Here is a 21,933-nt window from a genome sequence, read left to right on the forward strand (position 1 = left end):
GATATTGCGAGGCGGGAATTGGCGAATCCTTCTTATCTCGTCATTATCGGGTCAAACTCGATAATCACGTGCAAAGAAACTTTGAATTAATCAGGGTTTCCTTAACAATTATTCTGTCGAGAGCCCGCGTTTAAGCAATACATAAACTGCGCCGCTGCCACCATCTTTTGGATTGGCTGAACAGAATGCCTTGATTTCCGCGCATTGCTTTAACCGGTTTATTGTAAATGGCTTGAGAACGCCTTTTCTGTTTTCCGAGTGGTAACCCTTGCCATGAATAATTAAAACGCAAGACAGGTTTTGCTGAATAGCTTCGGACAAGAACTGGCTTAAAAGAGTCTCCGCCTCATGGATTCTCATGCCATGTAAATCCAATGCCGATTGACAGGGATAGTCGCCACGCTTCAAGTGTTTAATCACCTTGCGTTGCAAGCCGGAGCGAACAAAGAGCACCGATTCGCCTTGATCTGTTTGATCTATGGCGGCACAACCCGGCGCATCGGTCGACATATATTGGCCAGGAGACTTGGTTGCTCGTGGTTTATCCCCCTGGTCGTAGCGATTAAACCGTGACGCTTGATAATTGCGGCTGAAGGTATTTGTCTTCGCCATCTCTTTTTGAAAAAGCGATGTGGTACCATCCGGTTGTTTATCTCCAGTTTGTTTATCTTCAGACACTACGTCACCTGCGCATCAAGATTTTTTAAATATTTATCGGCATCGAGCGCTGCCATGCAGCCGGTTGCGGCAGAAGTGACTGCCTGGCGATAAACGTGATCCATCACGTCCCCGGCGGCAAAAACCCCGTCGATGCTGGTCATCGTGGCATTGCCACCATTTACCTGCCCGGCGCCGCCGCGCGTCACAATATAATTCCCTTTCATTGCCAACTGACCGGTAAACAAACCCGTGTTTGGCGTATGACCGATGGCGATGAACACGCCCATCAGATTAATTTCTTCGGGCGCCCCCGACTTAACATTTTTAATCCTGATGCCGGTGACGCCGCTCTCATCCCCAAGCACTTCGTCCAGCACGCTATCCCAGGCAATCGTGATATTGCCGCCGTTGTCCTTGGTTTTAGCCATGACATGATCCGCCAATATGGCTTCCGCGCGTAGCTCATCGCGTCGGTGAACCAGAGTTACGGACGATGCCAAATTAGATAGATACAACGCTTCTTCGGCTGCGGCATTACCGCCGCCAATGACCGCAACATCTTGATCCTTAAAAAAAAACCCATCGCATGTCGCGCAAGCCGATACGCCTTTGCCTTTGAACGCTTGCTCAGAAGGCAAGCCTAAATACAGTGCCGATGCACCGGTGGCGATGATCAATGCATCGCAAGTATAGACCCCGGAATCGCCCGATAGGCGGAACGGTTTGCCGATGACTTCGGCGGTATGAATATGATCGAAAATAATTTCCGTATTAAATCTTTGCGCATGCCGCTGCATCCTTGCCATCAACGCCGGACCCTGCACGCCGACATCATCGCCGGGCCAATTATCCACATCGGTTGTGGTGGTCAATTGCCCGCCTTGCTCAATGCCGGTAATCAACACCGGATTTCGATTCGCTCTGGCAGCATAAACCGCAGCAGTATATCCCGCCGGCCCCGAACCGAGGATGAGTAATGGGCAATGCTTGTCGTCCGGCATGTTGATTTCCTGAAAATTTTACGGCAGTTGATTGAATGGATCTGTCGTTTAATTCAAAATTAAACTAAAAATGCGGGTACGTTATAACCGAATTCGCGCAACCTATAAAGGGGCAAATATACAAAGTCCCATGTAAAGTCCCATGTAGTGAGTGATTCCGGCATGTTACGGTTTTGCTCTCGGATATGGAAACATCGACATCAAAACGGCTATAATTTCGACCAATCACGCTGGTGCGGCTGACTTCTGCCCAGCCAATAAGAATCAAGCCTGATCAGAGCCCCCAAACAGGAGAAACAATTGTTCGAGCAAACTTTCAAAAACATTGACGACATCCTCTGGAAGGAATCTGGATGCGCATCCGAGCTCGATTACATTGAGCAGACCTCGTGGACTCTGTTTCTCAAGTATCTCGATGATCTGGAAAAAGAACGCAAGGCAAAAGCCCAACTCGCCAGCAAGCGCTTCGATTTTCTGCTGCAAAAACAGTTTCGTTGGTCAGGTTGGGCGGCGCCGAAGAAGGCAGACGGTTCTTTTGATCACGACAGCGCGTTGACCGGTGACGACTTGATCGCTTTCGTCAATAATAATCTGTTTCCCTATCTGCAAGGGTTCAAGTTACGGGCATCCGCGCCGGACACCTTTGAATACAAGATCGGAGAGATATTCGGCGAAGTCAAAAACAAGTTTCAGAGCGGCTACTCGCTGCGCGATGTCCTGGAACAGATGGATGTGTTGCGCTTCAACTCGCAAAAAGAAAAACACGAACTCAGCCACCTTTACGAAGCCAAGATCAAAAATATGGGCAACGCCGGACGCAACGGCGGCGAGTATTACACACCGCGCCCGCTCATCCGCGCCATGGTGCAGGTCACCGACCCCAGGATTGGCGAGACCATTTACGACGGCGCCTGCGGCTCGGCCGGCTTCCTGTGCGAAGCGCACGACTACCTTCGACACGGTAAAAAGAGACTCACCACCTCCCAACTCAAGGCGCTTCAGAAGAAGACCTTCTACGGCAAGGAGAAGAAATCGCTCGCCTACATCATCGGGATTATGAACATGATCCTGCACGGCATCGAAGCGCCGAACATCGTCCATGCCAACACACTGAGCGAGAATCTCACCGATATTCAGGAGAAGGACCGCTTCGACATCATCCTCGCCAATCCCCCCTTCGGCGGCAAGGAGCGCAAGGAAGTCCAGCAGAACTTCCCGATCAAGACCGGCGAGACCGCCTTCCTTTTCCTGCAGCACTTCATCAAGTGTCTCAAGGCCGGCGGCCGCGCTGCGGTGGTCATTAAAAACACCTTTCTGTCGAACTCGGATCATGCCTCTAGGGTGCTGCGAAAAGAACTGCTGGAGAACTGCAACCTATACACCGTGCTCGACTGCCCCGGCGGCACCTTCTTAGGCGCCGGCGTAAAGACCGTGGTGCTGTTCTTTGAGAAGGGCGCGCCGACCCGCAAGACTTGGTTCTACCAACTCGACCCCGGCCGCAGCCTCGGCAAGACCAACCCGTTGAACGATGCCGACTTGATAGAGTTCGTAAAGCTGCAGAAAACGTTTGCCGACTCCGTGCAGTCATGGACGGTGGATGCGGGTGATGTGGCTCAGGATACTTTTGATATGAGCGTAAAAAATCCGAATGCGCCGGAGGAAGAGCCACTGAGGCATCCACAAGAAATTTTAGCCAATATCAAACTGTTGGATAAGGAAACAGAGAAAATCCTGCAATCTATTGAGAAGTTGATATGAGCGAGAACGAAGATATTCGCTGGGTTCAGCGTTTTAATAGTTTCAGTCGCGCCTTTGGCTTGCTAAGAGAATTCGTCGAAGGGAATGAAGATATTTTAGCCCTGGAACCCATTGTCAAGGAAGGGATAATTCAAAGATTTGAATACACCTTTGAACTCGCATGGAAAACTCTCAAAGACAAAATGGAACACGATGGTATTGCCATAAAACAGATTTCGCCGAGGCATATGTTTAAGTTGGCACACCAAAGCAAGTATATTAAGAAAATTGAAATCTGGCTGAAAATGACCAACGACAGAAACTTGATGATTCATACATCTGACCTTGCAACTTTTGACAAGGTTTTAGAAAGTCTCAAAAATGATTACTACCCCTTGTTGAACGATTTCTACATCTCATTGATTGAGGAGCGAGTCCAATAATGGAATTTGGCTTATCCTTAAAACAGAAAGAAGGGTTAATCTCTATTTTTGACAAACATCTGAAACAGGGAAAGGTCATTGTCTATGGTTCGCGCGCAAAAGGGAACTTTACCCCGCGAAGCGATTTGGATTTGGCAATCCAATCCGCCAACGCCGACCGACATTTGCTTGCCGCCATTGTCGCAGACATAATGGAGTCTGATTTCCCCTACTTGTGCGATATTCAATATCTTGAAGAAATCAAAAGCCCGCGATTGCTTGATCACATTAAAAGAATGGGTAAAACTTTTTATCAAAAGGAAAGTGGAAAGATGGCGGGGTGGGAACAAGCCACGCTCGGCATAGTCTGCGAGGTAATTGCCGGACAGTCACCAAAGGGTAGCAACTACAACAATTCGGGGGACGGACTGCCTTTCTATCAGGGCAAGAAGGAGTTCGGGGACAGGTACTTGGGAGCCCCAACGAAATGGACGACGCAAATCACTCGAGAAGCCACCGCTGGGGATGTCTTGATGTCTGTAAGGGCTCCAGTAGGGCCAATCAACTTTTCCACCGAACGGATCTGCATCGGTCGTGGCCTCGCATCCATACGCGCTAAAGAACAGATTCATCGAGATTTCCTCTTCTACTTGCTACTCTCGATGCAAGAGCAAATTACAGGAAGCGAAGGTGCTGTCTTTGCGTCAATCAACAAGAAGCAGATTGAGAGCATTCGATTCAGAAAGCCTACCATTCCCGAACAGGAGCGGATTGTGGCAATCCTCGACGAAGCGTTCGCGGCGATAGCCACGGCGACCGCCAACACCAAAAAGAACCTCGCCAATACCAGGGAATTGTTTGCGAGTCAGTTAGAGCAGGCGTTCACGGGAGATGTTGTGAATGCAAGGTGGGCGCATAAGCCGATCGCCGAAGCATGTTTGTTTCGTCCACCCAAACTAGAAGCCAAGATGAAACTGAACATCGACGATGAAGTCTCGTTTGTTTCGATGAAATCTCTCGGCATCCGACAGAAGATCTTTGATTCCACTCAAGCAAAGCCACTCGGAAATGTCTATGGAGCCTACACGTACTTTGCAGACAGGGATGTCCTACTTGCCAAAATCACTCCGTGTTTTCAGAACGGTAAGCTTGGCATTGCGAGTGGTTTGAAGAATGGCATTGGTTTCGGTTCAAGCGAGTTCTTTGTGTTCCGATGCCCGCATCAGATTAGCCCGGAGTTTCTATTCTATTTCTTGTCATAACAAAGTTTCATTGGTGCCGGTGTTGCTCAGATGGCAGGAGCTGTGGGTCATCAACGTGTTCCACTAGAGTTTATTCAAAGCTACCCTATCCCAATCCCGCCCATCTCCGAGCAGAAACGCATCGTAGCGGTCCTCGACAAACTCTCGGCAGAAAAACAGTCGCTTGTCGGCATCTATGAAAAAAAGATCAGCGTCCTCGCCGAACTCAAGCAATCTCTCCTCCACAAGGCCTTCACCGGCGAGTTGACCGCGCACCCCAACGCCGCCGACCGCACGTTCTCGGAGGCCGGCGCATGATTTCCATTGAAACACTTGAAAGATGGTTAACCGTTCCGGTTGAGAGCGAAAAACTGGAGTTCAAAGAAGCATCACAAAAATATAGAACCGATGATGTATTGAAATACTGCGTTGCCCTTTCTAACGAAGGCGGCGGACACCTCGTTCTAGGTGTCAAAAACACTCCACCGCGACAAGTAACCGGCACACAAGCATTCGCATCGGTAAGCCAATTAAATAAACTGAAACTCAAAATTGTTAATCAATTACATATCCGGGTGGATGTCCATGCAATCACACATCCTGATGGACGAGTGCTGGTTTTTGAAATACCTACGCGACCCGTCGCACAGCCGCTGGATTTTAATGGTTGCTATTTGATGCGTGCTGGCGAGAGTGTGGTTGCAATGACTCCCGACCGCCTGAAAGAGATATTTGCGGAAGATATGGAATCCTGGTTGAAGCAAATGGCAGTCGAACATGTTGCGGCGGAGGGGGTAACAACTCTTTTGAGCACAAAAACGTATTTTAAATTGCTTGGATTGCCCCATCCAGACACAGTAACGGGAATTTTAAGCTGTTTTGAAACTGAGGGACTGATAAAAAAACAGGGAGAGAAGTGGGGCATCACTAACATGGCAGCAATTTTGTTGGCAAATAAGTTGCGCGAATTTCCGCCAAATATTTATCGAAAAGCGCCACGTGTTATCATTTATGAAGGCAACAATAAATTGGTTACGCGAGATGACAAACAAGGTGCTTTCGGTTATGCGGTTGCCTTTGAAAAGCTAGTCAAATTTGTGCACCACATAGCGCCACAAAATCGCTTCATCGAAGAAACGATACGAAAAGAATATAAAATGTTTCCGCTGCAAGCATTGCGTGAGTTAATTGCCAACGCACTGATTCACCAGGATTTTTCTGTTTCGGGTACATCGGTTATGATCGAGATGTACTCAGATAGAGTAGAAATATCCAATCCGGGAACGCCAATTATCAATGTTAATAGATTTATTGATGGCTATAAATCCCGCAATGAGAGGTTAGCCGATGTTATGCGTCGGTTTGGCATCTGCGAAGAGAAAGGCAGTGGTATTAATAAAGTCATCCGCCAAGTTGAGGTTTCCCAGCTCCCCGCTCCAGATTTTAGAGAAGACGACATCAGAACCACAGTCGTTTTGTTTGCCCATGTGGATTTCTCCGCTATGACTAGGCAGAATCGTATTCGCGCTTGCTATCAACATTGTTGTCTGCGCCATGTTTTCAACGAAAGCATGACAAACCATTCTCTTCGTGAGCGGTTTAGGCTTGATGAGAGTAAAATATCCACCGTTTCACAAATCATTTCGCAAACGAAGGCAGCAGGATTGATTAAATCCGGTAGCTCGGAATTAACGGCAACACGATATGCCCGCTATTTGCCTTTCTGGGCATAGATGCTGAAAAAAGTACTTAATCGCAAACCGTAAAATGCTGTGGATAACTCAACAAAACCTTTTTAATCAATACGATGCTATCTTAAGCGGATTTAAGAGTGAAAACGGATATTGCTGAAAAAAAATATGTCTGCTACCTTTCCAGGGTTGACCGAGCCTATCTAAAGTGCTTTATAGGAAGATCTAAAAAACGAGTTTTCACACTAATATCTTATAAAATACAATAAGTTAGTGTTTTATCAAAACGGAAAAGCGCATTTATGTGAACCCCCCTTGCAAATCAATAACTTCTCTTTTTAATCGCCATCCCAAAATCCATCGTGAGAAACGAAGCCCAAACCCGCCTTGACCTGATTGACCCTGCGCTCAAGGCTGCCGGCTGGGGGGTTACAGACGGGAGTCGCATCCAAGTCGAGGTCATCACCCTCGGTCGCCTGCAAGGCACAGGTAGCCGCGCGAAACAGGAAAAAGCCGACTATGTTCTCGTCTATAAGAACCAGAAACTGGCGGTGATTGAAGCCAAGCGCGAGCGCGCGCCGGTCACTGATGGGTTGGGGCAAGCCAAGAACTACGCGCAGAAACTGCAAACGCCCTTCGCCTACGCCACCAACGGCCACGGCATCTACCGCGTGGATATGCGAAGCGGCGAGGAGGGCGATGTTGCAGACTACCCAACGCCGTGTGAGTTATGGGAGGCTGCATATGGCGAGAGCGAGGCGCAGGAGCGGCACTGGCGCGAGCGGTTTTCCGCCGTCCCCTTCAATGACAAGGGCGGACAGTGGCAGCCGCGCTACTACCAGCACAACGCCATCACCAGAACGCTGGATGCGATAGCCACGGGACAGGATCGCATCCTGCTGACGCTGGCGACCGGCACCGGCAAGACCGCCATCGCCTTCCAGGTCGCCTGGAAACTCTTCCACGCCTGCTGGAACCTCACCGATTGGCGTAACGGACTGGAAGAGGGGCAGGAGCCGCGCCGCCGCCCGCGTATCCTGTTCCTGGCCGACCGCAACATCCTGGCTGACCAAGCCTTCAACGAGTTCAATGCCTTCCCGGAGGACGCGCTGGTGCGGATTGCGCCGGATGTGATTCGCAAGAAGGGCAGCATGCCCAAGAATGGCAGCGTTTTCTTCACCATATTCCAGACATTTATGAGCGGGCGCGATGCTGAGGGCAAACCTAATCCGAGTTTCGGCGACTACCAGCCCGACTTCTTCGACTTCATCGTCATTGACGAATGTCACCGCGGCGGCGCCAACGACGAGAGCGCCTGGCGCGCCATCATGGACTACTTCGCGTCGGCGGTGCAGTTAGGACTAACCGCCACACCGAAGCGCACGAATAACGTCGATACCTACACCTACTTCGGCGAGCCGGTGTACACCTACTCCCTCAAGGACGGCGTCAACGATGGTTACCTGACGCCCTTCAAGGTCAAGCAGATCGCCACTACTATTGATGACTATGTTTATACCCAGGACGATGATGTGGTGGAGGGGGAGGTCGAGAAAGGCAGGTGCTACACCGAAGCCGACTTCAACCGTAGCATCAAGATTGAGGAGCGAGAGAAGAAGCGCGTCGATATCTTCATGCATGATATCAATCAAAGAGAAAAGACGCTAGTCTTCTGCGCGAACCAGAAACACGCGCTCTTGATTCGCGACTTGATCAACCAGACCACGACCAGTGCCGACCCGAACTACTGTGTCCGCGTCACCGCCGATGAAGGCGGCCGCGGCGATCAGTACCTGCGTACTTTCCGGGACAACGAGAAGACCATCCCGACTGTTCTGACCACATCGCACAAACTCTCGACCGGGGTTGACGCCCGCAACGTGCGCAACATTGTCTTGCTGCGTCCGATCAACTCAATCATTGAGTTCAAGCAAATCGTCGGTCGCGGGACGCGGCTGTTTGACGGCAAGGACTACTTCACGATTTATGATTTTGTGAAGGCGTACGAGCATTTCAGCGATCCAGAATGGGACGGTGAGCCGGAGGAACCGGAGCTTTGTGAACGTTGTGGCAATATCCCCTGTACCTGCGTGGTGCAGCCCCCGAGTATATGCCCCGTGTGCGGGCAGACTCCCTGTGTATGCGAGCCAACCATATGTCCCAACTGTGAACAGTCCCCCTGTGTGTGCAACAAACGCGAGTGGGTGAAGATTAAACTAGCCGACGGCAAGGAACGCGCCATCCAGCATATGATGGCTACCTCATTCTGGAATCCGGATGGCACACCGATGTCGGCCGCACAGTTCATTGCGCGGCTTTTCGGCGACCTGCCTGCATTGTTCAAAAACGAGGATGAACTGCGCAAGCAGTGGGGCAGGCCGGACACGCGGCGGCAACTGCTTGAAGGCTTGTCGGAGAAGGGGTACGGCACAGAACAGTTGGCCGAGTTAACCCGGTTGGTGAATGCCGAAAAGAGCGATCTCTACGATGTGCTGGCTTACATCGCATATGCTCTGCCTGCCATCAGTCGCAAGCAGCGGGTGGATACCCGCAAAGCCGCCATCTTGGCGAACTATGGGTATAAACAGCGAGAATTCCTGGAATTCGTTCTTGGCCATTACATCAAACAAGGAGTGGGTGAACTGGATGATAGGAAATTACCCGATTTACTGCATTTGAAATATAACTCTGTACACGATGCTATCGCAGAGTTGGGTATCAGTGCTGATGAGATACGGAATGTATTTATTGGTTTCCAGCCGCACTTATACAGGCCCCAAGAAGTTGCATGATTGGTTGTGCAAATCGCCCATATGGTTTGTGATGTGTCTTTCCCTGCCTTGCCATACAAGCCCACACAAAAATGACAAGCGCGGTCTCGCTCATTTTGACCGGTAATAATCCATTAAAATTTGCGCGACTTCCGGGCGGGAAAATTCGGCTGGGGGTGCGATGCCGTGGGATAGCATTTCGCGGACTTTGGTGCCGGACAGTAAAACAAAATCTTCCATATTGTGGTCTGGGGCTTCGCGCATCATCACCACCTTGTCGAGTTTCTTTGAGTATGCAGTGTGGTCGGCGTTGAAAATTTCGATGGCTAATTCTCCTTTCGGCACTTCCTCGTCGAAAATGGTTTGCGCGTCGAATGCGCCATAATAGTCGCCGACTCCGGCATGGTCGCGGCCAATAATGAAATGGGTGGCGCCCATATTTTGTCGAAAAATAGCATGCAACACGGCCTCGCGGGGACCCGCATATAACATGTCAAAACCATAACCGGCGATGATTACCGTATTTTTCGGGAAGTACAATTCCACCATTTTGCTTATGGTGGCGGCGCGCACTGTTGCGGGAATATCTCCGGGTTTGAGTTTTCCGAGCAACATATGGATGACACAACCATCGGCGCCGACGCGCCGCATGGCGATGCGACATAACTCCTCGTGAGCGCGGTGCATGGGATTACGGGTTTGAAATGCGACTGTCTTTTTCCAACCGCTATGCTTTATCGCCGCTCGAATTTCGACCGCGGTGCGGAAAGTTTCCGCAAACTCTGTTTTGAAATAACTGAAATTCAAAACCTTGACGGCGCCGGATAATAACTTGCGGCCCTGGTTTTTGAAGGCAGCAACGCCGGGATGGGCGATGTCCATGGTGCGATAAACTTTTTCACTGATATACGCCATATCATGCTCGGACAGGGTCTCCACTTTGTCAACTTCCATTACCCCAAGCACTGGATTGTCGGCAACGTTAGGGTCATTAAGCGCAATCGATTGACCTGGCGCAATGTGATCTGCCGAGTCCACCAAACACAAAACCGGAGTGGGCCAAAACAAACCATTATCGGTTCGCATGGAATCAGCGACACTCAAGGCGTCCGCCTTGTCCATATAACCCGATAAAGGGGTGAAGTAACCGGCGCCCAGCATCACCGCATTTGCGGCCCCGGCCGAGCTCAATAAAACCGAATTCAGGGATTGTGCCTGTTCTGTCAGCGCTCGCCGTTCATCGGCATGTTCAACATATAAAGGCGTTAGTTCCGCAGAACCATGGGGTTTGATCATAAAACCATCTTTGAAAATTATGTTTGACGGCGATTGCGAACAGCGGCGGCGAGCTGGTCTATGATGGTCGCCGTGGCATCGAAGTTTATGCAGGCATCGGTAATGCTCTGCCCGTAGGTTTGTGCTATTCCATCCACCACTTCCTGTCGGCCAGCGACCAAATGGCTCTCGATCATCACGCCGATAATCCGCTTGTCGCCGGATGAAATCTGATTAGCGACATCCGCGGAAACCAGGATCTGGTTTTCAGGAATTTTCTTGCTATTGGCATGACTGTAATCAATCATTACTTGCGGGGTGAGTCCAGCCTCGACAAGTTTGCCGCAGGCTTGATTGACGCCATCTGCGTCAAAGTTTGGGACTTTGCCTCCTCTTAAAATAATATGGCAATCGGTATTGCCTGTGGTCGTGAATATTGCTGACCGCCCATCTTTGGTCATGGATAAAAAGTGATGGGGTCTGGCGGCAGCGCGGATTCCGTCCACGGCAATATCGAGATTGCCGTTAGTGCCATTCTTTAACCCCACAGGGCAGGATAGCCCCGAACTCAGCTCCCTGTGAACCTGGCTTTCGGTAGTACGCGCGCCAATGGCGCCCCAGGAAATAAGGTCGGCAACGTATTGCGGCGTAATAATGTCCAGATATTCCGTTCCCGCCGGCATGCCTAGATTATTCAAATCGAGCAACAAATTTCGTGCCGTGCGCAGTCCCTTGTTGATGTCGAAGGTATCGTTTAGATCTGGGTCGTTGATCAATCCCTTCCAGCCTACCGTGGTGCGCGGCTTTTCAAAATACACTCGCATTACCATCAGCAAATCTTCCTGATACTTTTGTTTTAGCGGCAATAACTGTTTGGCATATTCAATTGCCGCCGTAGTGTCATGTATTGAGCAGGGCCCGGCCACGACCAGGATGCGATCATCCTCACCTGCCAAAATATTATGGATGGCAGCCCGCGTTGCCAACGTGGTTTTTGCAGCGTCCTCAGTCGTTGGCAGCTCGGTGATGATTTCGCTTGGACTGATCACCGGGTTGATGCTGCCGATTCTAAGATCGTCGGTAATGGATATTGTCACAAGTTTGCCCGTGGGTTAAAAATAAGATATCGGATTGTATGTTTATCATTACAAAGTGTTAAGTGATTACTTCAAAAAAATAGCTGTATAATCGGTTAAATTCGTATTAATCAGGGGTTTCGGCTGGTTTTGACGAGAACCAGGGAAACGAATATAATCCTGTGGATTTATTTAATAATCTCAATCTGTGTTGCACAGCGGCACAATGGCAGACCGGAAACAGGACCAATTCTGGTCTCTTGGTTTGGGCTCAATCCACAATATATTGAATTAACCATAACGAGGAAATCATGGCTGTACAAAAGAACCGCAAAACGCCTTCCAAACGAGGAATGCGTCGAGCTCACGATAGGTTGAAAAATTCTACTATGTCGATCGACCCCGTTACCGGCGAATTGCATAGACGTCACCACATCACGGCGGATGGCTATTACCGCGGCAAGAAACTCGTGGCCACTAAATCGGAACAATAAAAACACTTGCCTATCGGCGCGGCAGGGTTTGGTTTGCCAGCCCATATAGCAATGATTAAACTTTCGATCGACGCAATGGGAGGTGACCACGGATTAGGAACCACGGTTCCTGCGGCCCTCGAAATTCTGAGAACCTACCAGAAAATAAAATTGATTCTGGTAGGCGATACCGACCAAATCAAAATTAAACTAAACGATCTGGGCGGGAAACTCGGCAAGCGTCTGGCCATCCAACATGCCTCGCAGATTGTCGAAATGGATGAGCATCCGGCGAATGCGTTGCGAAGGAAAAAAGATTCATCCATGCGGGTCGCCATAAATCTGGTCAAGGACGGCACCGTTGATGGTTGTGTTAGTGCAGGAAACACCGGCGCATTGATGGCGACAGCGCGGTTTGTCCTGCGTACCATACCGGGTATTGATCGCCCGGCGATTTGTGCGTCGTTGCCTCGGCCCGAAGGTTATACTCATATGCTGGATCTTGGCGCGAACATTGATACGCCGCCTGAGATTTTATTGCAGTTTGGGTTAATGGGGTCGCAGTTGATCGACTGTCTTAACGGGAAAAAGAACCCAACTATTGGGCTGCTCAACATCGGTGTTGAGGAAATTAAGGGAAATGAATCGATAAAGGCAACGGCGGAATTATTCAAGGGCAGTAACTTGAACTACATTGGCTTCATTGAAGCGGATGAAATTTATATGGGAAACACCGATTTGATCGTATGTGATGGTTTTCTGGGTAATGTTGCGTTAAAAGCATCAGAAGGCGTCGCACAAATGATTATGAGCGTATTAAAAGAAGAATTTAGTCGAAATGTTGTCGCCAAAGGTTCCGGATTGTTAGCGAAACCCGTGTTAAACGCAATTAAACGTCGCCTGGATCATCGCCGCTATAATGGCGCAAGTCTGCTTGGGTTGCGAGGTGCTGTGGTTAAATCCCATGGCGGAACGGATCACATCGGTTTTAAGTTTGCCATTGAGGTTGCCATTGAAGAGACACGAAAAGGACTGGTCAATCAAATAGAATCAGCTATCGTGGCGAGTTCGGTTTGACCCCGTCCGCATAAATTATTACTTTCAATTAAATTTCTCCAAAAAGATTTCCAATGATGTACTCCCGGATAATTGGCACAGGTAGTTATTTGCCGGAAAAAGTGCTGACCAATGCAGGTCTTGAAAAATTAGTTGACACTAACGATGCCTGGATTTACTCCAGAACGGGAATTCGTGAACGCAGAATAGCCGCAGACGATGAATTCACCTGTGATTTAGCTGAGCGAGCAGCGTTAAACGCCATGGAGGCTGCCGGAATTTTAAACAACCAAATCGACTTAATTTTGGTTGCGACTACCACGGCCGACCAGGTATTTCCCAGCACTGCTTGTTTATTGCAGCATCGATTAGGCATTGAAGGGCCACCGGCCTTTGATGTTCAGGCGGTTTGCGCCGGTTTTTTGTTTGCGATGGATGTAGCGGATAAATTCATCAAAACAGGCAGCGCCAAATGCGCATTGGTGGTGGGTGCGGAAACCTTTTCCCGGATCATTGATTGGAGCGACCGCCGCACCTGCGTGCTGTTTGGCGATGGCGCGGGCGCGGTGGTGCTGAAGGCCGATAATGAGCCCGGAATACTGTCTACTCACCTGCATTGCGACGGAAAATACAAAAACCTGTTATGTGTGCCTGTCGGCGTTTCCAGAAACTTTAATCAGATAAAAGCAGGCACTGCATTTACCACTATGCAGGGCGGGGAAGTGTTTCGATGGGCAGTGACAGCGATGAGCGATATTGTAGATGAAACCCTCGATGCAAATGGCATGAACCGGGACGATATTGATTGGCTGGTTCCCCATCAAGCGAATATCCGTATAATCAATGCGGTTGGAAAGCGCGCCAGAATTCCCTCAGAAAAAGTGGTGGTTACGGTAGACCGCCACGGCAATACGTCCGCAGCTTCGGTGCCGCTTGCCTTCGATGAGGCGGTTCGTGATGGCAGGATACAGTCGGGCCACCATGTGCTGATTGAAGGTTTTGGTGGTGGGTTTACCTGGGGATCGGCCATGATCAAAATGTAATAATCAGAATTTAATGTCCACTGCACCAAAACCCGCAAAAAGATACAAATGAAAAATACAAATGAATGACTTATTAAAAGATCAAGTTTGTTTGGTTACAGGCGCGACTAGAGGCATTGGCAAGGCCATAGCATGCGCCCTGATTGAGCAGGGTGGCATCGTTTACGGCACGGCGACTTCGGATAACGGTGCCAGTGCCATAGCGCATAGTTTTAAGCATATGGAAGGCATCGGCTATGGTCGAGCGCTGGATGTGACCGATGCAGGCGGTGTCGGGAATTTGATAACTGAAATTACCGAGCGGTCTGGAGCGCCGCTGGTGTTGGTAAACAATGCCGGGATTACCCGTGACAATTTAGTGCTTAGAATGAAGGAGTCGGAATGGGATGAAATTATGGACACCAACTTGAAATCAGTTTATACCATGAGCAAAGCCTGCTTGCGCGGCATGACTAAAGCGCGATTTGGAAGGATAATCAATATCTCTTCGGTAGTGGGCGCTACCGGTAACGCGGGCCAGGCGAATTATGCGGCGGCAAAATCGGGCTTAATCGGGTTTTCCAAATCATTGGCTCAGGAAGTGGCATCTCGCAACATTACTGTCAATGCCATAGCCCCAGGATTCATAGAAACCGATATGACCAATGCGTTGAACGAAGACCAACGCCAGGCGATAATGAAAAACATTCCAATGGCAAAACTGGGAACCCCTGAAAACATTGCCTCGGCGGCGGTATTTCTTGCATCAAATATGGCGAATTATATTACCGGGACGACTATCCACGTAAATGGCGGGATGTTTATGGTTTAATGTATGAATTGATTATTTGGGAAATATCGAAGAAAATTCAAATAGTTAGCTGTTGTAATTAAGAAGGGTTTGAGAATATTCCGCTCTAAAAGCAAGCAAAAAAACTAAAATTGAGTTAATTTTTATTGGACTTGACCCTTTCTATTGTTTACTATCCATCGGTCAAAAAATTACCCAATGACCTGAACATCCACTCTTTTTTGATACCCGCATTGAGATTAGAAAGAACGAAACATCTGCAGGGCGGAAATTCAATCCACTCATTATCTGGAGGCTAAAACTCGAATGAACACCATCGAAGAACGTGTAAAGAAAGTTGTTGTTGAACAGCTTGGTGTAAGTGAAGATCAAGTTACCCTGGAGGCATCTTTTGTAGATGACCTTGGTGCAGATTCGCTTGATACCGTAGAATTGGTTATGGCATTGGAAGAGGAGTTCGACGCTGAAATCCCTGATGACAAAGCTGAAAGCATTACCAAAGTAAAAGATGCGGTAAATTACATCAAGGCGACTGTCCCTGACGCATGATCAATCAGCCATAATCCATTTGAGCGAGGCTCAAACTTGTCAGAATACACGCCAAATATTCCGTTTGAACTGACCTGACAGTTTTAGTGAAAGGCACTTCAAGCCGCTACCTTGCATCGGGTAGCGGTTTTTTGCATTATGCGGAGCATCATGTTTATCAGGTAATATACAGTGTTGTCACAATAGCGGGATAAATTCAAAAATTTCGTCTTGTATAATAAGCATCCTGAAAAAAATTAAAATATCGATGAACAATCGACGCATAGTGGTTACTGGCATGGGGGCGATAACCCCGGTTGGAACTGGGTTGACCGAATCATGGCAAGGGATGTTAAAAGGGGAAAATGGAATTTCCTGTATCACCCATTTTGATGCGTCCTCGTTTCCCTGCACGTTTGCGGGCGAGGTCGATAATTTCGTGCCCGGCGAATACTTGCCTGAAAAAGTTGCAAGAAAAATGGATCGGTTTATGCAATTCGGTCTGGTCTGCGGCAATCAAGCTATAAAGGATTCCGGGCTTGAAATATCAGAAAGTAATGCACATAGAATCGGTGTTTATATTGGGTCTGGTATTGGCGGGGTCAACACCATCGAATCAACCACACACATATTCCAGGAAAAGGGAGCTGGCCGCATATCTCCCTTTTATATTCCCATGACTATCACCAATATGATATCGGGGAATCTATCCATTGCCCATGGTTTGAAAGGCCCTAATCTGTCCATGGTAACGGCTTGTAGTACCGGAACCCATGCCATTGGCGAGGCCGGCCGACTGATTGAATACGGCGATGCCGATGTGATGGTGGCCGGTGGCGCTGAAGCGCCCATCTCTCCCACTTCGCTGGCTGGATTTTCCGCAGCCCGTGCGCTAAGCCGCCGAAACGATAATCCTGAATCCGCGAGTCGCCCCTGGGATGTTGGCAGAGACGGTTTTGTAATGGGCGAGGGTGCCGGGGTTTTGGTGCTTGAAGAATATGCTCATGCGAAAAAACGCGGAGCGCGAATTTATGCAGAACTGACGGGGTTTGGTATGAGCGGCGATGCTTATCATATGACCAGTCCATCTCCAGGAGGGGAAGGCGCGTCCCGGTGCATGGATAATGCTTTACGTAACGCTAAAATTGATGTGGACAAAGTTCAATATTTGAATGCCCATGGCACTTCTACCCCTCAAGGGGACCTGGCTGAAACCCTGGCAATAAAATTGTCTTTTGGCGACCATGCAAAAAAATTAGTCATCAGCTCCAACAAATCCATGATCGGCCACTTATTAGGTGCGGCTGGGGGGGTTGAAGCGGTGATGACCGCAATGTCAATTTATCATCAATCGATACCGCCTACAATTAATCTTGTTGACCAGGACCCGGCGTGCGATCTTGATTATGTTCCAGGTGAGGCCAGACAGCATAAGATCGATGTTGCGCTGAGCAACTCGTTTGGATTTGGCGGCACTAATGGCACTTTGGTGTTCAGTAAAATTTGAACTTAAAAGCCACTTTGTCATTCTGGCGGGCCTCGCATATGAAACTTTGGTCGTGGCCGAAAAAAGCGAGTGTTCTGATGGCGCTGCTCGTGGTTGGGTATTACTTGTCGGCTATTTCAAAGCCGCTTGATTTTGGCGATGAAGCGTTTTTAATTAGCCGTGGAGAATCGCTGTCCGCCATTGCAAACCGACTGGTCGAAGACAAAATTATTGAAGAGCCCTACACGTTAAAACTACATGCTCGACTAAATGCACTGGGTACACGAATTAAAGCGGGTGAGTATAAATTTCCCCAGGGAATATCTCTGGCCGATTTCGTTGATCGCCTGGTCAGCGGGAAAGGACAAATTGGGATACGAATAACGTTTATAGAAGGTTGGACCTTCAAGCAGATGCGCGAGACGATCCGCACCGCCCCAAAACTGAAAATAACGACGTTGGGCTGGAGCGACCAACAAATTATGCAAGCAATGGGTCACTCTGGCCTGCACCCGGAAGGGCAGTTTTACCCGGATACTTACTATTACCGCCGGGGCGACGACGATCTATCAATTTATAAGAAAGCGTTTTTATTGATGCAGGATCAATTGGACGCTGTTTGGGAAAATCGTCAAAGGAATTTGCAAATAAAAACCCGTTATGAAGCGTTGATACTGGCTTCAATTATTGAAAAAGAAACCTGGATTCGGGACGAGCGACCGCTAATATCAGGTGTTTTTAGTAATCGACTCAAGGTCGGCATGCGGTTACAGACCGACCCAACGGTTATCTATGGGGCCGGCACCAAATACAACGGGAAGATCACGTACAAACATCTCAGGACCGACACCCCATATAACACCTATATGCGATATGGATTACCGCCTACCCCGATTAGTTTGCCTGGGTATGATTCGTTGGAAGCAGCAGTGAATCCGAAAAAAACCAAATCATTTTACTTTGTTGCGATAGGCAAAGGCCGGCATAAATTCTCAGAAACCTTGAAAGAACACAATGCGGCAGTAAGAAAATATATCAAGAAATAAAATTTCGAGAAAGAAAAATGCGAGAAAGAAAAAACATGGATAGAGGCGTTTTCATTACCGTCGAAGGGTCTGATGGATCCGGAAAAACCACCCTCATCGAATGCCTGAAAATTTGGTTGATAAATAAAAAATTTGATGTGATTACCACCCGTGAACCCGGTGGAACGCAATTGGGCGAAGTGTTGCGAAAAATTTTACTTGATGACCATAACCACGACGGTCAACATGATGCCCATACAGGAATAAGCGCAAGGACAGGTGCAAGGACAGGTGCAAGGACAGGTGCAAGGACAGGTGCAAGGACAGGTGCAAGGATAAGCGATCAAGCGGAGCTGATGTTAATGTTTACCGCTCGAATGCAGCATCTGCACGAAGTAATTTTGCCGGCAATGGAGACGGGTCGTTGTGTGCTTTGCGACCGATTTACGGATGCGACTTATGCCTATCAGGGCGGTGGGCGAGGAATTAGCGAGCGACGGATACAACAGCTTGAAGATTGGGTGCAGCAAGGATTGCAACCGGACCTTACCATTATGCTTGATGTGCCAGTTGCAGTGGGCGTGGAACGAACAAAAGAACGCGGCATCAAAGGCGACCGATTTGAACAACAACAAATTGACTTCAAAGAAGCGGTTCGTCGGGTCTATTTGCAGCGAGCGGAAAAATATCCGCAAAGAATAAAGTTGATCGATGCGACCAGGCGTGTTGCCGATGTTCAAAACGACTTGATCCGGAGCGTTGAGGCGTTTTTAAAGGCAAGACACGGCGCCTTGTAAATGATGATCTTTTCGTGGCAACAGTCGGATTGGCATCGGCTCGCTCGATACAGGAATAAACCGCATCATGGCCTGTTGATAAACGGACAATCCGGCATCGGCAAGCGGGAATTTTCTTTTGAACTGTGCCAATACCTTTTATGCAATGCCGTTTCAGGAGAAGATGTCTCAGAAGAAGATAATGGGCCATGCGGGCAGTGTCAAAACTGCCGACTATTTAATGCCGGGACGCATCCCGATTTTCATGTCCTGACCAATGAATTGGAATCTGCTGAGGGTCGGCTATCGCTGCTGACCGATTACAGTAACCGTTATCTGGATAGCGCGGCAAGAGAAAAGAAGACAAAGCACAGCCGGGTTATTTCTGTCGATCAGGTGCGAGGATTGATAGAGCGGTTCTCAACCCATGCCCATATTTCCACAACAAAGGTTGCCCTTATCTTTCCCGCGGACTGCATGAATATCAATGCGGCGAATGCACTATTAAAATTACTTGAAGAACCGCCGCCAGATTCGATTTTGGTCCTGGTCACCGCAAACCCCAGCCACCTGCCCGCAACAATTCGCAGTCGGTGTATGACACAGACTCTTGCCACGCCAGATAAAGAAAGTGCATTGGCGTGGCTCGCGCAACACCTTCCCGAGCAACAGATTGATATCGCATTAACCTTGGCAAATGGCGGCCCCTTGGAAGCGCGACGATTATCCGACACCGGATTTCTGCAACACCATCAAGCTTGTCTTATAGGTTTTGCCGGGGTGGTGGCTAAACAGGTTAACCCGGTCGATTTTGCTGGTCAGCTCAACAAACTGGAATTTGAGCAACTTCTGGCATGGTTTCATCGTTTCGTTACCGAGCTGGCAAAATTCTGTGTCACAGGCATCAAACCCTATTGGATGGAAAGCATTCGTATTGACACTCAAAATGTCTCTGTTGAAAGGCTATATGGTCTGTATGATAGAATTAGTTACTACCGCCGTATCGCTCGGGGGACCGTGAATGAACAGCTTGCCCTTGAAGATTTGGTGCTCGCATTTCAACGAGTTGTGGTCTAATAATTGTGGTCTAATAACGCAAGCAGAACGAATATGCAACTGGTCGATTCTCATTGCCATATAAACTTTGAAGCACTGTCGCAAGATATGGATGGATTGCTGGCGCGGGCACGGAATAATAATGTTGACTATATGCTATGCGTATCCGTCAATCTGGAGGATTATCCCCAGATTGAAAAACTATCAGCAAATAATGCAAATATTTTTTCATCGGTCGGTGTACACCCAAACTCCACCGAATGTCATGATCCAAGTTGCGAGGAACTTTTGGCGCTGGCAGAAAATCCGAATGTGGTCGCCATAGGCGAGACCGGGCTGGACTATTTTAGAAGCAAAGGTGAATTAAGTTGGCAGCGACAACGCTTTGAAAACCACATTGAAGCCGCAAAAATCTGTAAAAAACCGCTGATTGTCCATACCCGGTCTGCGGCAAATGACACTATGGATATGCTTGAAAGCCGTGGCGCAAAATCCTGCGCCGGGGTGATGCATTGTTTCGGTGAAGATTGGAGCACCGCAAAACGCGCCCTGGACATTGGTTTTTATATTTCATTTTCGGGAATTGTGACCTTTAAAAATGCTCAGGCATTAAGGGACGTGGCGAAAAAAGTGCCGTTGGATAGAATGTTGGTGGAAACCGATTGTCCCTATCTGGCGCCGGTTCCTATGCGAGGGAAAACCAATGAACCCAGCTTTGTAAAACATACGGCAGAATTGCTCGCCCAGTTGCGCGGCATCTCTTTGCCGGCGTTAGCCGAGACCACAACCGAGAATTTTTTCCAGCTATTTTCCACTGCGAGCAGGTAATATTAATACTGCATCATATAATTCGGGGTTGCCAATTGCTTGATATTGGATACAATGTCACTACCTTTATAGATGACTTCTCGAAGATTTTTCAATCGTTATCCATTGAGACAACTATTATTATAGATGGCAGATGAGCCAGAACTAAAACGAGGTAATTTACCATGAGCGAATATAACCCTATCCTTACCGAATCAGACCTGGCGGTTACTGAAACCGCGAGAAACAAAATAGCGGGTTTGATTAATGACACGAAGGGAGAGGTTTCCGCGGTGCGTATTTACGTTTCAGGCGGCGGCTGCTCCGGGATGAATTATGGAATGACATTTGCCGAAAATGGTGAGGTCAATGATAGTACGATGACCGGGGAAAACGGTTTTAAACTGGTGGTCGATCCCATTGCGTTAAGTTTCCTCGGCGGTGCGGAGATCGACTATTCGGACGATGGTGTTAACGCCACTTTTGTATTCAACAATGTATTTCAATCTATCGGCGGTAGCGGTTCATGCGGCGGCTGCGGTGGCGGCGCTTTCTAAAACAAGCGCTTAAATGATTGCGCTCATCGTCGAGCAATATCGGGTAAGTTTTTATTAATGAAACAAGAGCGATTCAAAACGCCGTTTAACAGCGCTGGTGATCACTCTGATCAGGTCCCAGATCAGGGAACAATGACGGCAATCGGCTTAATTGCAGAAAAATCGAAACTAAAACCTAAAAAACCGCCGCTATATAAAGTATTGTTGTTGAATGATGATTACACGCCGATGGAGTTTGTGGTTATTCTGCTCATACGATTTTTCGGCATGAATCAGGAACAAGCCGAACGAATCATGATTCATGTGCATACCAAGGGGGTGGGCATATGCGGGGTATTTCCAAAAGAAATTGCTGAAACAAAAGTACGTATAGTGACTGATTTCGCAAGTGAAAACCAGCAACCATTGCAGTGTACAATGGAAAAAAACTAATATCTAATCGATGGTCGAATATGTGGTCGA

The 21,933-nt window shown here is 48.5% G+C and carries 22 protein-coding genes; 18 read left to right on the forward strand and 4 right to left on the reverse strand.

Annotated elements, in window-relative coordinates; translation table 11 throughout:
• Positions 1-108: 108 nt before the first annotated feature.
• Positions 109-678, reverse strand: coding sequence for a Smr/MutS family protein (locus tag ACPXXB_RS06055; protein ID WP_423910586.1), 570 nt, complete (start codon positions 676-678; stop codon positions 109-111).
• Entirely contained in the window at positions 678-1,661 is a 984-nt protein-coding gene (gene trxB, locus ACPXXB_RS06060; protein WP_423910589.1) for a thioredoxin-disulfide reductase, read from the reverse strand. Before trxB ends, ACPXXB_RS06055 begins: the two co-directional genes overlap by 1 nt.
• A 300-nt stretch (positions 1,662-1,961) precedes the next feature.
• Between trxB and ACPXXB_RS06065 the strand changes: the two genes are divergently transcribed.
• The 6 genes from ACPXXB_RS06065 to hsdR all read left to right on the forward strand — a co-directional run bounded on the left by ACPXXB_RS06065 (position 1,962) and on the right by hsdR (position 9,544).
• Positions 1,962-3,419 carry an N-6 DNA methylase gene (locus ACPXXB_RS06065; RefSeq protein ID WP_423910592.1) on the forward strand — a complete coding sequence of 486 codons (1,458 nt, stop codon included), beginning with the start codon at positions 1,962-1,964 and terminating at the stop codon, positions 3,417-3,419.
• Positions 3,416-3,841 (forward strand): HI0074 family nucleotidyltransferase substrate-binding subunit, encoded by a 426-nt coding sequence (locus ACPXXB_RS06070; RefSeq protein ID WP_423910594.1) that lies wholly within the window; start codon positions 3,416-3,418, stop codon positions 3,839-3,841. The genes ACPXXB_RS06065 and ACPXXB_RS06070 overlap by 4 nt, the downstream gene beginning before the upstream one ends.
• Positions 3,841-5,082, forward strand: coding sequence for a restriction endonuclease subunit S (locus ACPXXB_RS06075; RefSeq protein ID WP_423910597.1), 1,242 nt, complete (start codon positions 3,841-3,843; stop codon positions 5,080-5,082). The genes ACPXXB_RS06070 and ACPXXB_RS06075 overlap by 1 nt, the downstream gene beginning before the upstream one ends.
• A gap of 30 nt (positions 5,083-5,112) precedes the next feature.
• Positions 5,113-5,379, forward strand: a complete 267-nt coding sequence (locus ACPXXB_RS06080; RefSeq protein ID WP_423910599.1) for a restriction endonuclease subunit S — start codon at positions 5,113-5,115, stop codon at positions 5,377-5,379.
• Entirely contained in the window at positions 5,376-6,794 is a 1,419-nt protein-coding gene (locus tag ACPXXB_RS06085) for an ATP-binding protein (protein WP_423910602.1), read from the forward strand. Before ACPXXB_RS06080 ends, ACPXXB_RS06085 begins: the two co-directional genes overlap by 4 nt.
• Before the next feature lie 320 nt (positions 6,795-7,114).
• Positions 7,115-9,544, forward strand: coding sequence for an EcoAI/FtnUII family type I restriction enzme subunit R (hsdR, locus tag ACPXXB_RS06090; RefSeq protein ID WP_423910605.1), 2,430 nt, complete (start codon positions 7,115-7,117; stop codon positions 9,542-9,544).
• 90 nt (positions 9,545-9,634) lie between these two features.
• Here the strand turns inward: hsdR and sat are convergent, their stop codons facing one another.
• Together sat and ACPXXB_RS06100 are read right to left on the reverse strand one after the other, a co-directional pair.
• On the reverse strand, positions 9,635-10,819 hold the full coding sequence (gene sat, locus ACPXXB_RS06095) for a sulfate adenylyltransferase (RefSeq protein ID WP_423910608.1): 1,185 nt from the start codon (positions 10,817-10,819) through the stop codon (positions 9,635-9,637).
• 17 nt (positions 10,820-10,836) lie between these two features.
• Entirely contained in the window at positions 10,837-11,895 is a 1,059-nt protein-coding gene (locus tag ACPXXB_RS06100; protein WP_423910611.1) for a 3-deoxy-7-phosphoheptulonate synthase, read from the reverse strand.
• A gap of 290 nt (positions 11,896-12,185) precedes the next feature.
• Between ACPXXB_RS06100 and rpmF the strand changes: the two genes are divergently transcribed.
• From rpmF to clpS, 12 genes are all read left to right on the forward strand, one after another.
• Positions 12,186-12,368, forward strand: coding sequence for a 50S ribosomal protein L32 (gene rpmF, locus ACPXXB_RS06105; protein ID WP_423910613.1), 183 nt, complete (start codon positions 12,186-12,188; stop codon positions 12,366-12,368).
• A 51-nt stretch (positions 12,369-12,419) separates the two neighbouring features.
• Positions 12,420-13,424 (forward strand): phosphate acyltransferase PlsX, encoded by a 1,005-nt coding sequence (plsX, locus tag ACPXXB_RS06110; RefSeq protein ID WP_423910616.1) that lies wholly within the window; start codon positions 12,420-12,422, stop codon positions 13,422-13,424.
• A 53-nt stretch (positions 13,425-13,477) separates the two neighbouring features.
• The gene (locus tag ACPXXB_RS06115; RefSeq protein ID WP_423910618.1) at positions 13,478-14,446 is read left to right on the forward strand and encodes a beta-ketoacyl-ACP synthase III; all 969 of its coding nucleotides are present in this window, start codon (positions 13,478-13,480) and stop codon (positions 14,444-14,446) included.
• Between the two features lie 61 nt (positions 14,447-14,507).
• Positions 14,508-15,257, forward strand: coding sequence for a 3-oxoacyl-ACP reductase FabG (gene fabG / locus ACPXXB_RS06120; protein ID WP_423910621.1), 750 nt, complete (start codon positions 14,508-14,510; stop codon positions 15,255-15,257).
• A gap of 285 nt (positions 15,258-15,542) precedes the next feature.
• Positions 15,543-15,785 carry an acyl carrier protein gene (gene acpP, locus ACPXXB_RS06125; RefSeq protein WP_423910624.1) on the forward strand — a complete coding sequence of 81 codons (243 nt, stop codon included), beginning with the start codon at positions 15,543-15,545 and terminating at the stop codon, positions 15,783-15,785.
• A 247-nt stretch (positions 15,786-16,032) separates the two neighbouring features.
• Positions 16,033-17,271, forward strand: a complete 1,239-nt coding sequence (fabF, locus tag ACPXXB_RS06130) for a beta-ketoacyl-ACP synthase II (RefSeq protein ID WP_423910627.1) — start codon at positions 16,033-16,035, stop codon at positions 17,269-17,271.
• A gap of 38 nt (positions 17,272-17,309) precedes the next feature.
• A complete protein-coding gene (gene mltG, locus ACPXXB_RS06135; RefSeq protein WP_423910629.1) occupies positions 17,310-18,296 on the forward strand; it encodes an endolytic transglycosylase MltG in 987 nt (328 codons plus the stop codon).
• 17 nt (positions 18,297-18,313) lie between these two features.
• Positions 18,314-19,072 carry a dTMP kinase gene (gene tmk, locus ACPXXB_RS06140; protein ID WP_423910632.1) on the forward strand — a complete coding sequence of 253 codons (759 nt, stop codon included), beginning with the start codon at positions 18,314-18,316 and terminating at the stop codon, positions 19,070-19,072.
• Positions 19,073-20,128: a hypothetical protein gene (locus tag ACPXXB_RS06145; protein ID WP_423910634.1), complete on the forward strand. Its 1,056-nt coding sequence runs from the start codon at positions 19,073-19,075 to the stop codon at positions 20,126-20,128.
• Positions 20,129-20,161: 33 nt separating this feature from the next.
• On the forward strand, positions 20,162-20,935 hold the full coding sequence (locus tag ACPXXB_RS06150; protein WP_423910637.1) for a TatD family hydrolase: 774 nt from the start codon (positions 20,162-20,164) through the stop codon (positions 20,933-20,935).
• A gap of 164 nt (positions 20,936-21,099) precedes the next feature.
• Entirely contained in the window at positions 21,100-21,471 is a 372-nt protein-coding gene (locus tag ACPXXB_RS06155; RefSeq protein WP_423910640.1) for a HesB/IscA family protein, read from the forward strand.
• Positions 21,472-21,603: 132 nt separating this feature from the next.
• Positions 21,604-21,903 (forward strand): ATP-dependent Clp protease adapter ClpS, encoded by a 300-nt coding sequence (gene clpS / locus ACPXXB_RS06160; protein ID WP_423911007.1) that lies wholly within the window; start codon positions 21,604-21,606, stop codon positions 21,901-21,903.
• The last annotated feature ends 30 nt before the right edge of the window (positions 21,904-21,933 follow it).

The organism is Candidatus Spongiihabitans sp., from assembly GCF_965237845.1.
In the GTDB taxonomy this organism is placed as follows: domain Bacteria; phylum Pseudomonadota; class Gammaproteobacteria; order Arenicellales; family Poriferihabitantaceae; genus Spongiihabitans.

Coding starts and splice junctions, on each gene's coding strand:
- trxB (WP_423910589.1), bottom strand. CDS start 1,661: ATGCCGGACGACAAGCATTGCCCATTACTCATCCTCGGTTCGGGGCCG.
- ACPXXB_RS06070 (WP_423910594.1), top strand. CDS start 3,416: ATGAGCGAGAACGAAGATATTCGCTGGGTTCAGCGTTTTAATAGTTTC.
- ACPXXB_RS06075 (WP_423910597.1), top strand. CDS start 3,841: ATGGAATTTGGCTTATCCTTAAAACAGAAAGAAGGGTTAATCTCTATT.
- ACPXXB_RS06080 (WP_423910599.1), top strand. CDS start 5,113: ATGGCAGGAGCTGTGGGTCATCAACGTGTTCCACTAGAGTTTATTCAA.
- ACPXXB_RS06085 (WP_423910602.1), top strand. CDS start 5,376: ATGATTTCCATTGAAACACTTGAAAGATGGTTAACCGTTCCGGTTGAG.
- sat (WP_423910608.1), bottom strand. CDS start 10,819: ATGATCAAACCCCATGGTTCTGCGGAACTAACGCCTTTATATGTTGAA.
- rpmF (WP_423910613.1), top strand. CDS start 12,186: ATGGCTGTACAAAAGAACCGCAAAACGCCTTCCAAACGAGGAATGCGT.
- plsX (WP_423910616.1), top strand. CDS start 12,420: ATGATTAAACTTTCGATCGACGCAATGGGAGGTGACCACGGATTAGGA.
- ACPXXB_RS06115 (WP_423910618.1), top strand. CDS start 13,478: ATGATGTACTCCCGGATAATTGGCACAGGTAGTTATTTGCCGGAAAAA.
- fabG (WP_423910621.1), top strand. CDS start 14,508: ATGAATGACTTATTAAAAGATCAAGTTTGTTTGGTTACAGGCGCGACT.
- acpP (WP_423910624.1), top strand. CDS start 15,543: ATGAACACCATCGAAGAACGTGTAAAGAAAGTTGTTGTTGAACAGCTT.
- fabF (WP_423910627.1), top strand. CDS start 16,033: ATGAACAATCGACGCATAGTGGTTACTGGCATGGGGGCGATAACCCCG.
- mltG (WP_423910629.1), top strand. CDS start 17,310: ATGAAACTTTGGTCGTGGCCGAAAAAAGCGAGTGTTCTGATGGCGCTG.
- tmk (WP_423910632.1), top strand. CDS start 18,314: ATGCGAGAAAGAAAAAACATGGATAGAGGCGTTTTCATTACCGTCGAA.
- ACPXXB_RS06145 (WP_423910634.1), top strand. CDS start 19,073: ATGATGATCTTTTCGTGGCAACAGTCGGATTGGCATCGGCTCGCTCGA.
- ACPXXB_RS06150 (WP_423910637.1), top strand. CDS start 20,162: ATGCAACTGGTCGATTCTCATTGCCATATAAACTTTGAAGCACTGTCG.
- ACPXXB_RS06155 (WP_423910640.1), top strand. CDS start 21,100: ATGAGCGAATATAACCCTATCCTTACCGAATCAGACCTGGCGGTTACT.
- clpS (WP_423911007.1), top strand. CDS start 21,604: ATGACGGCAATCGGCTTAATTGCAGAAAAATCGAAACTAAAACCTAAA.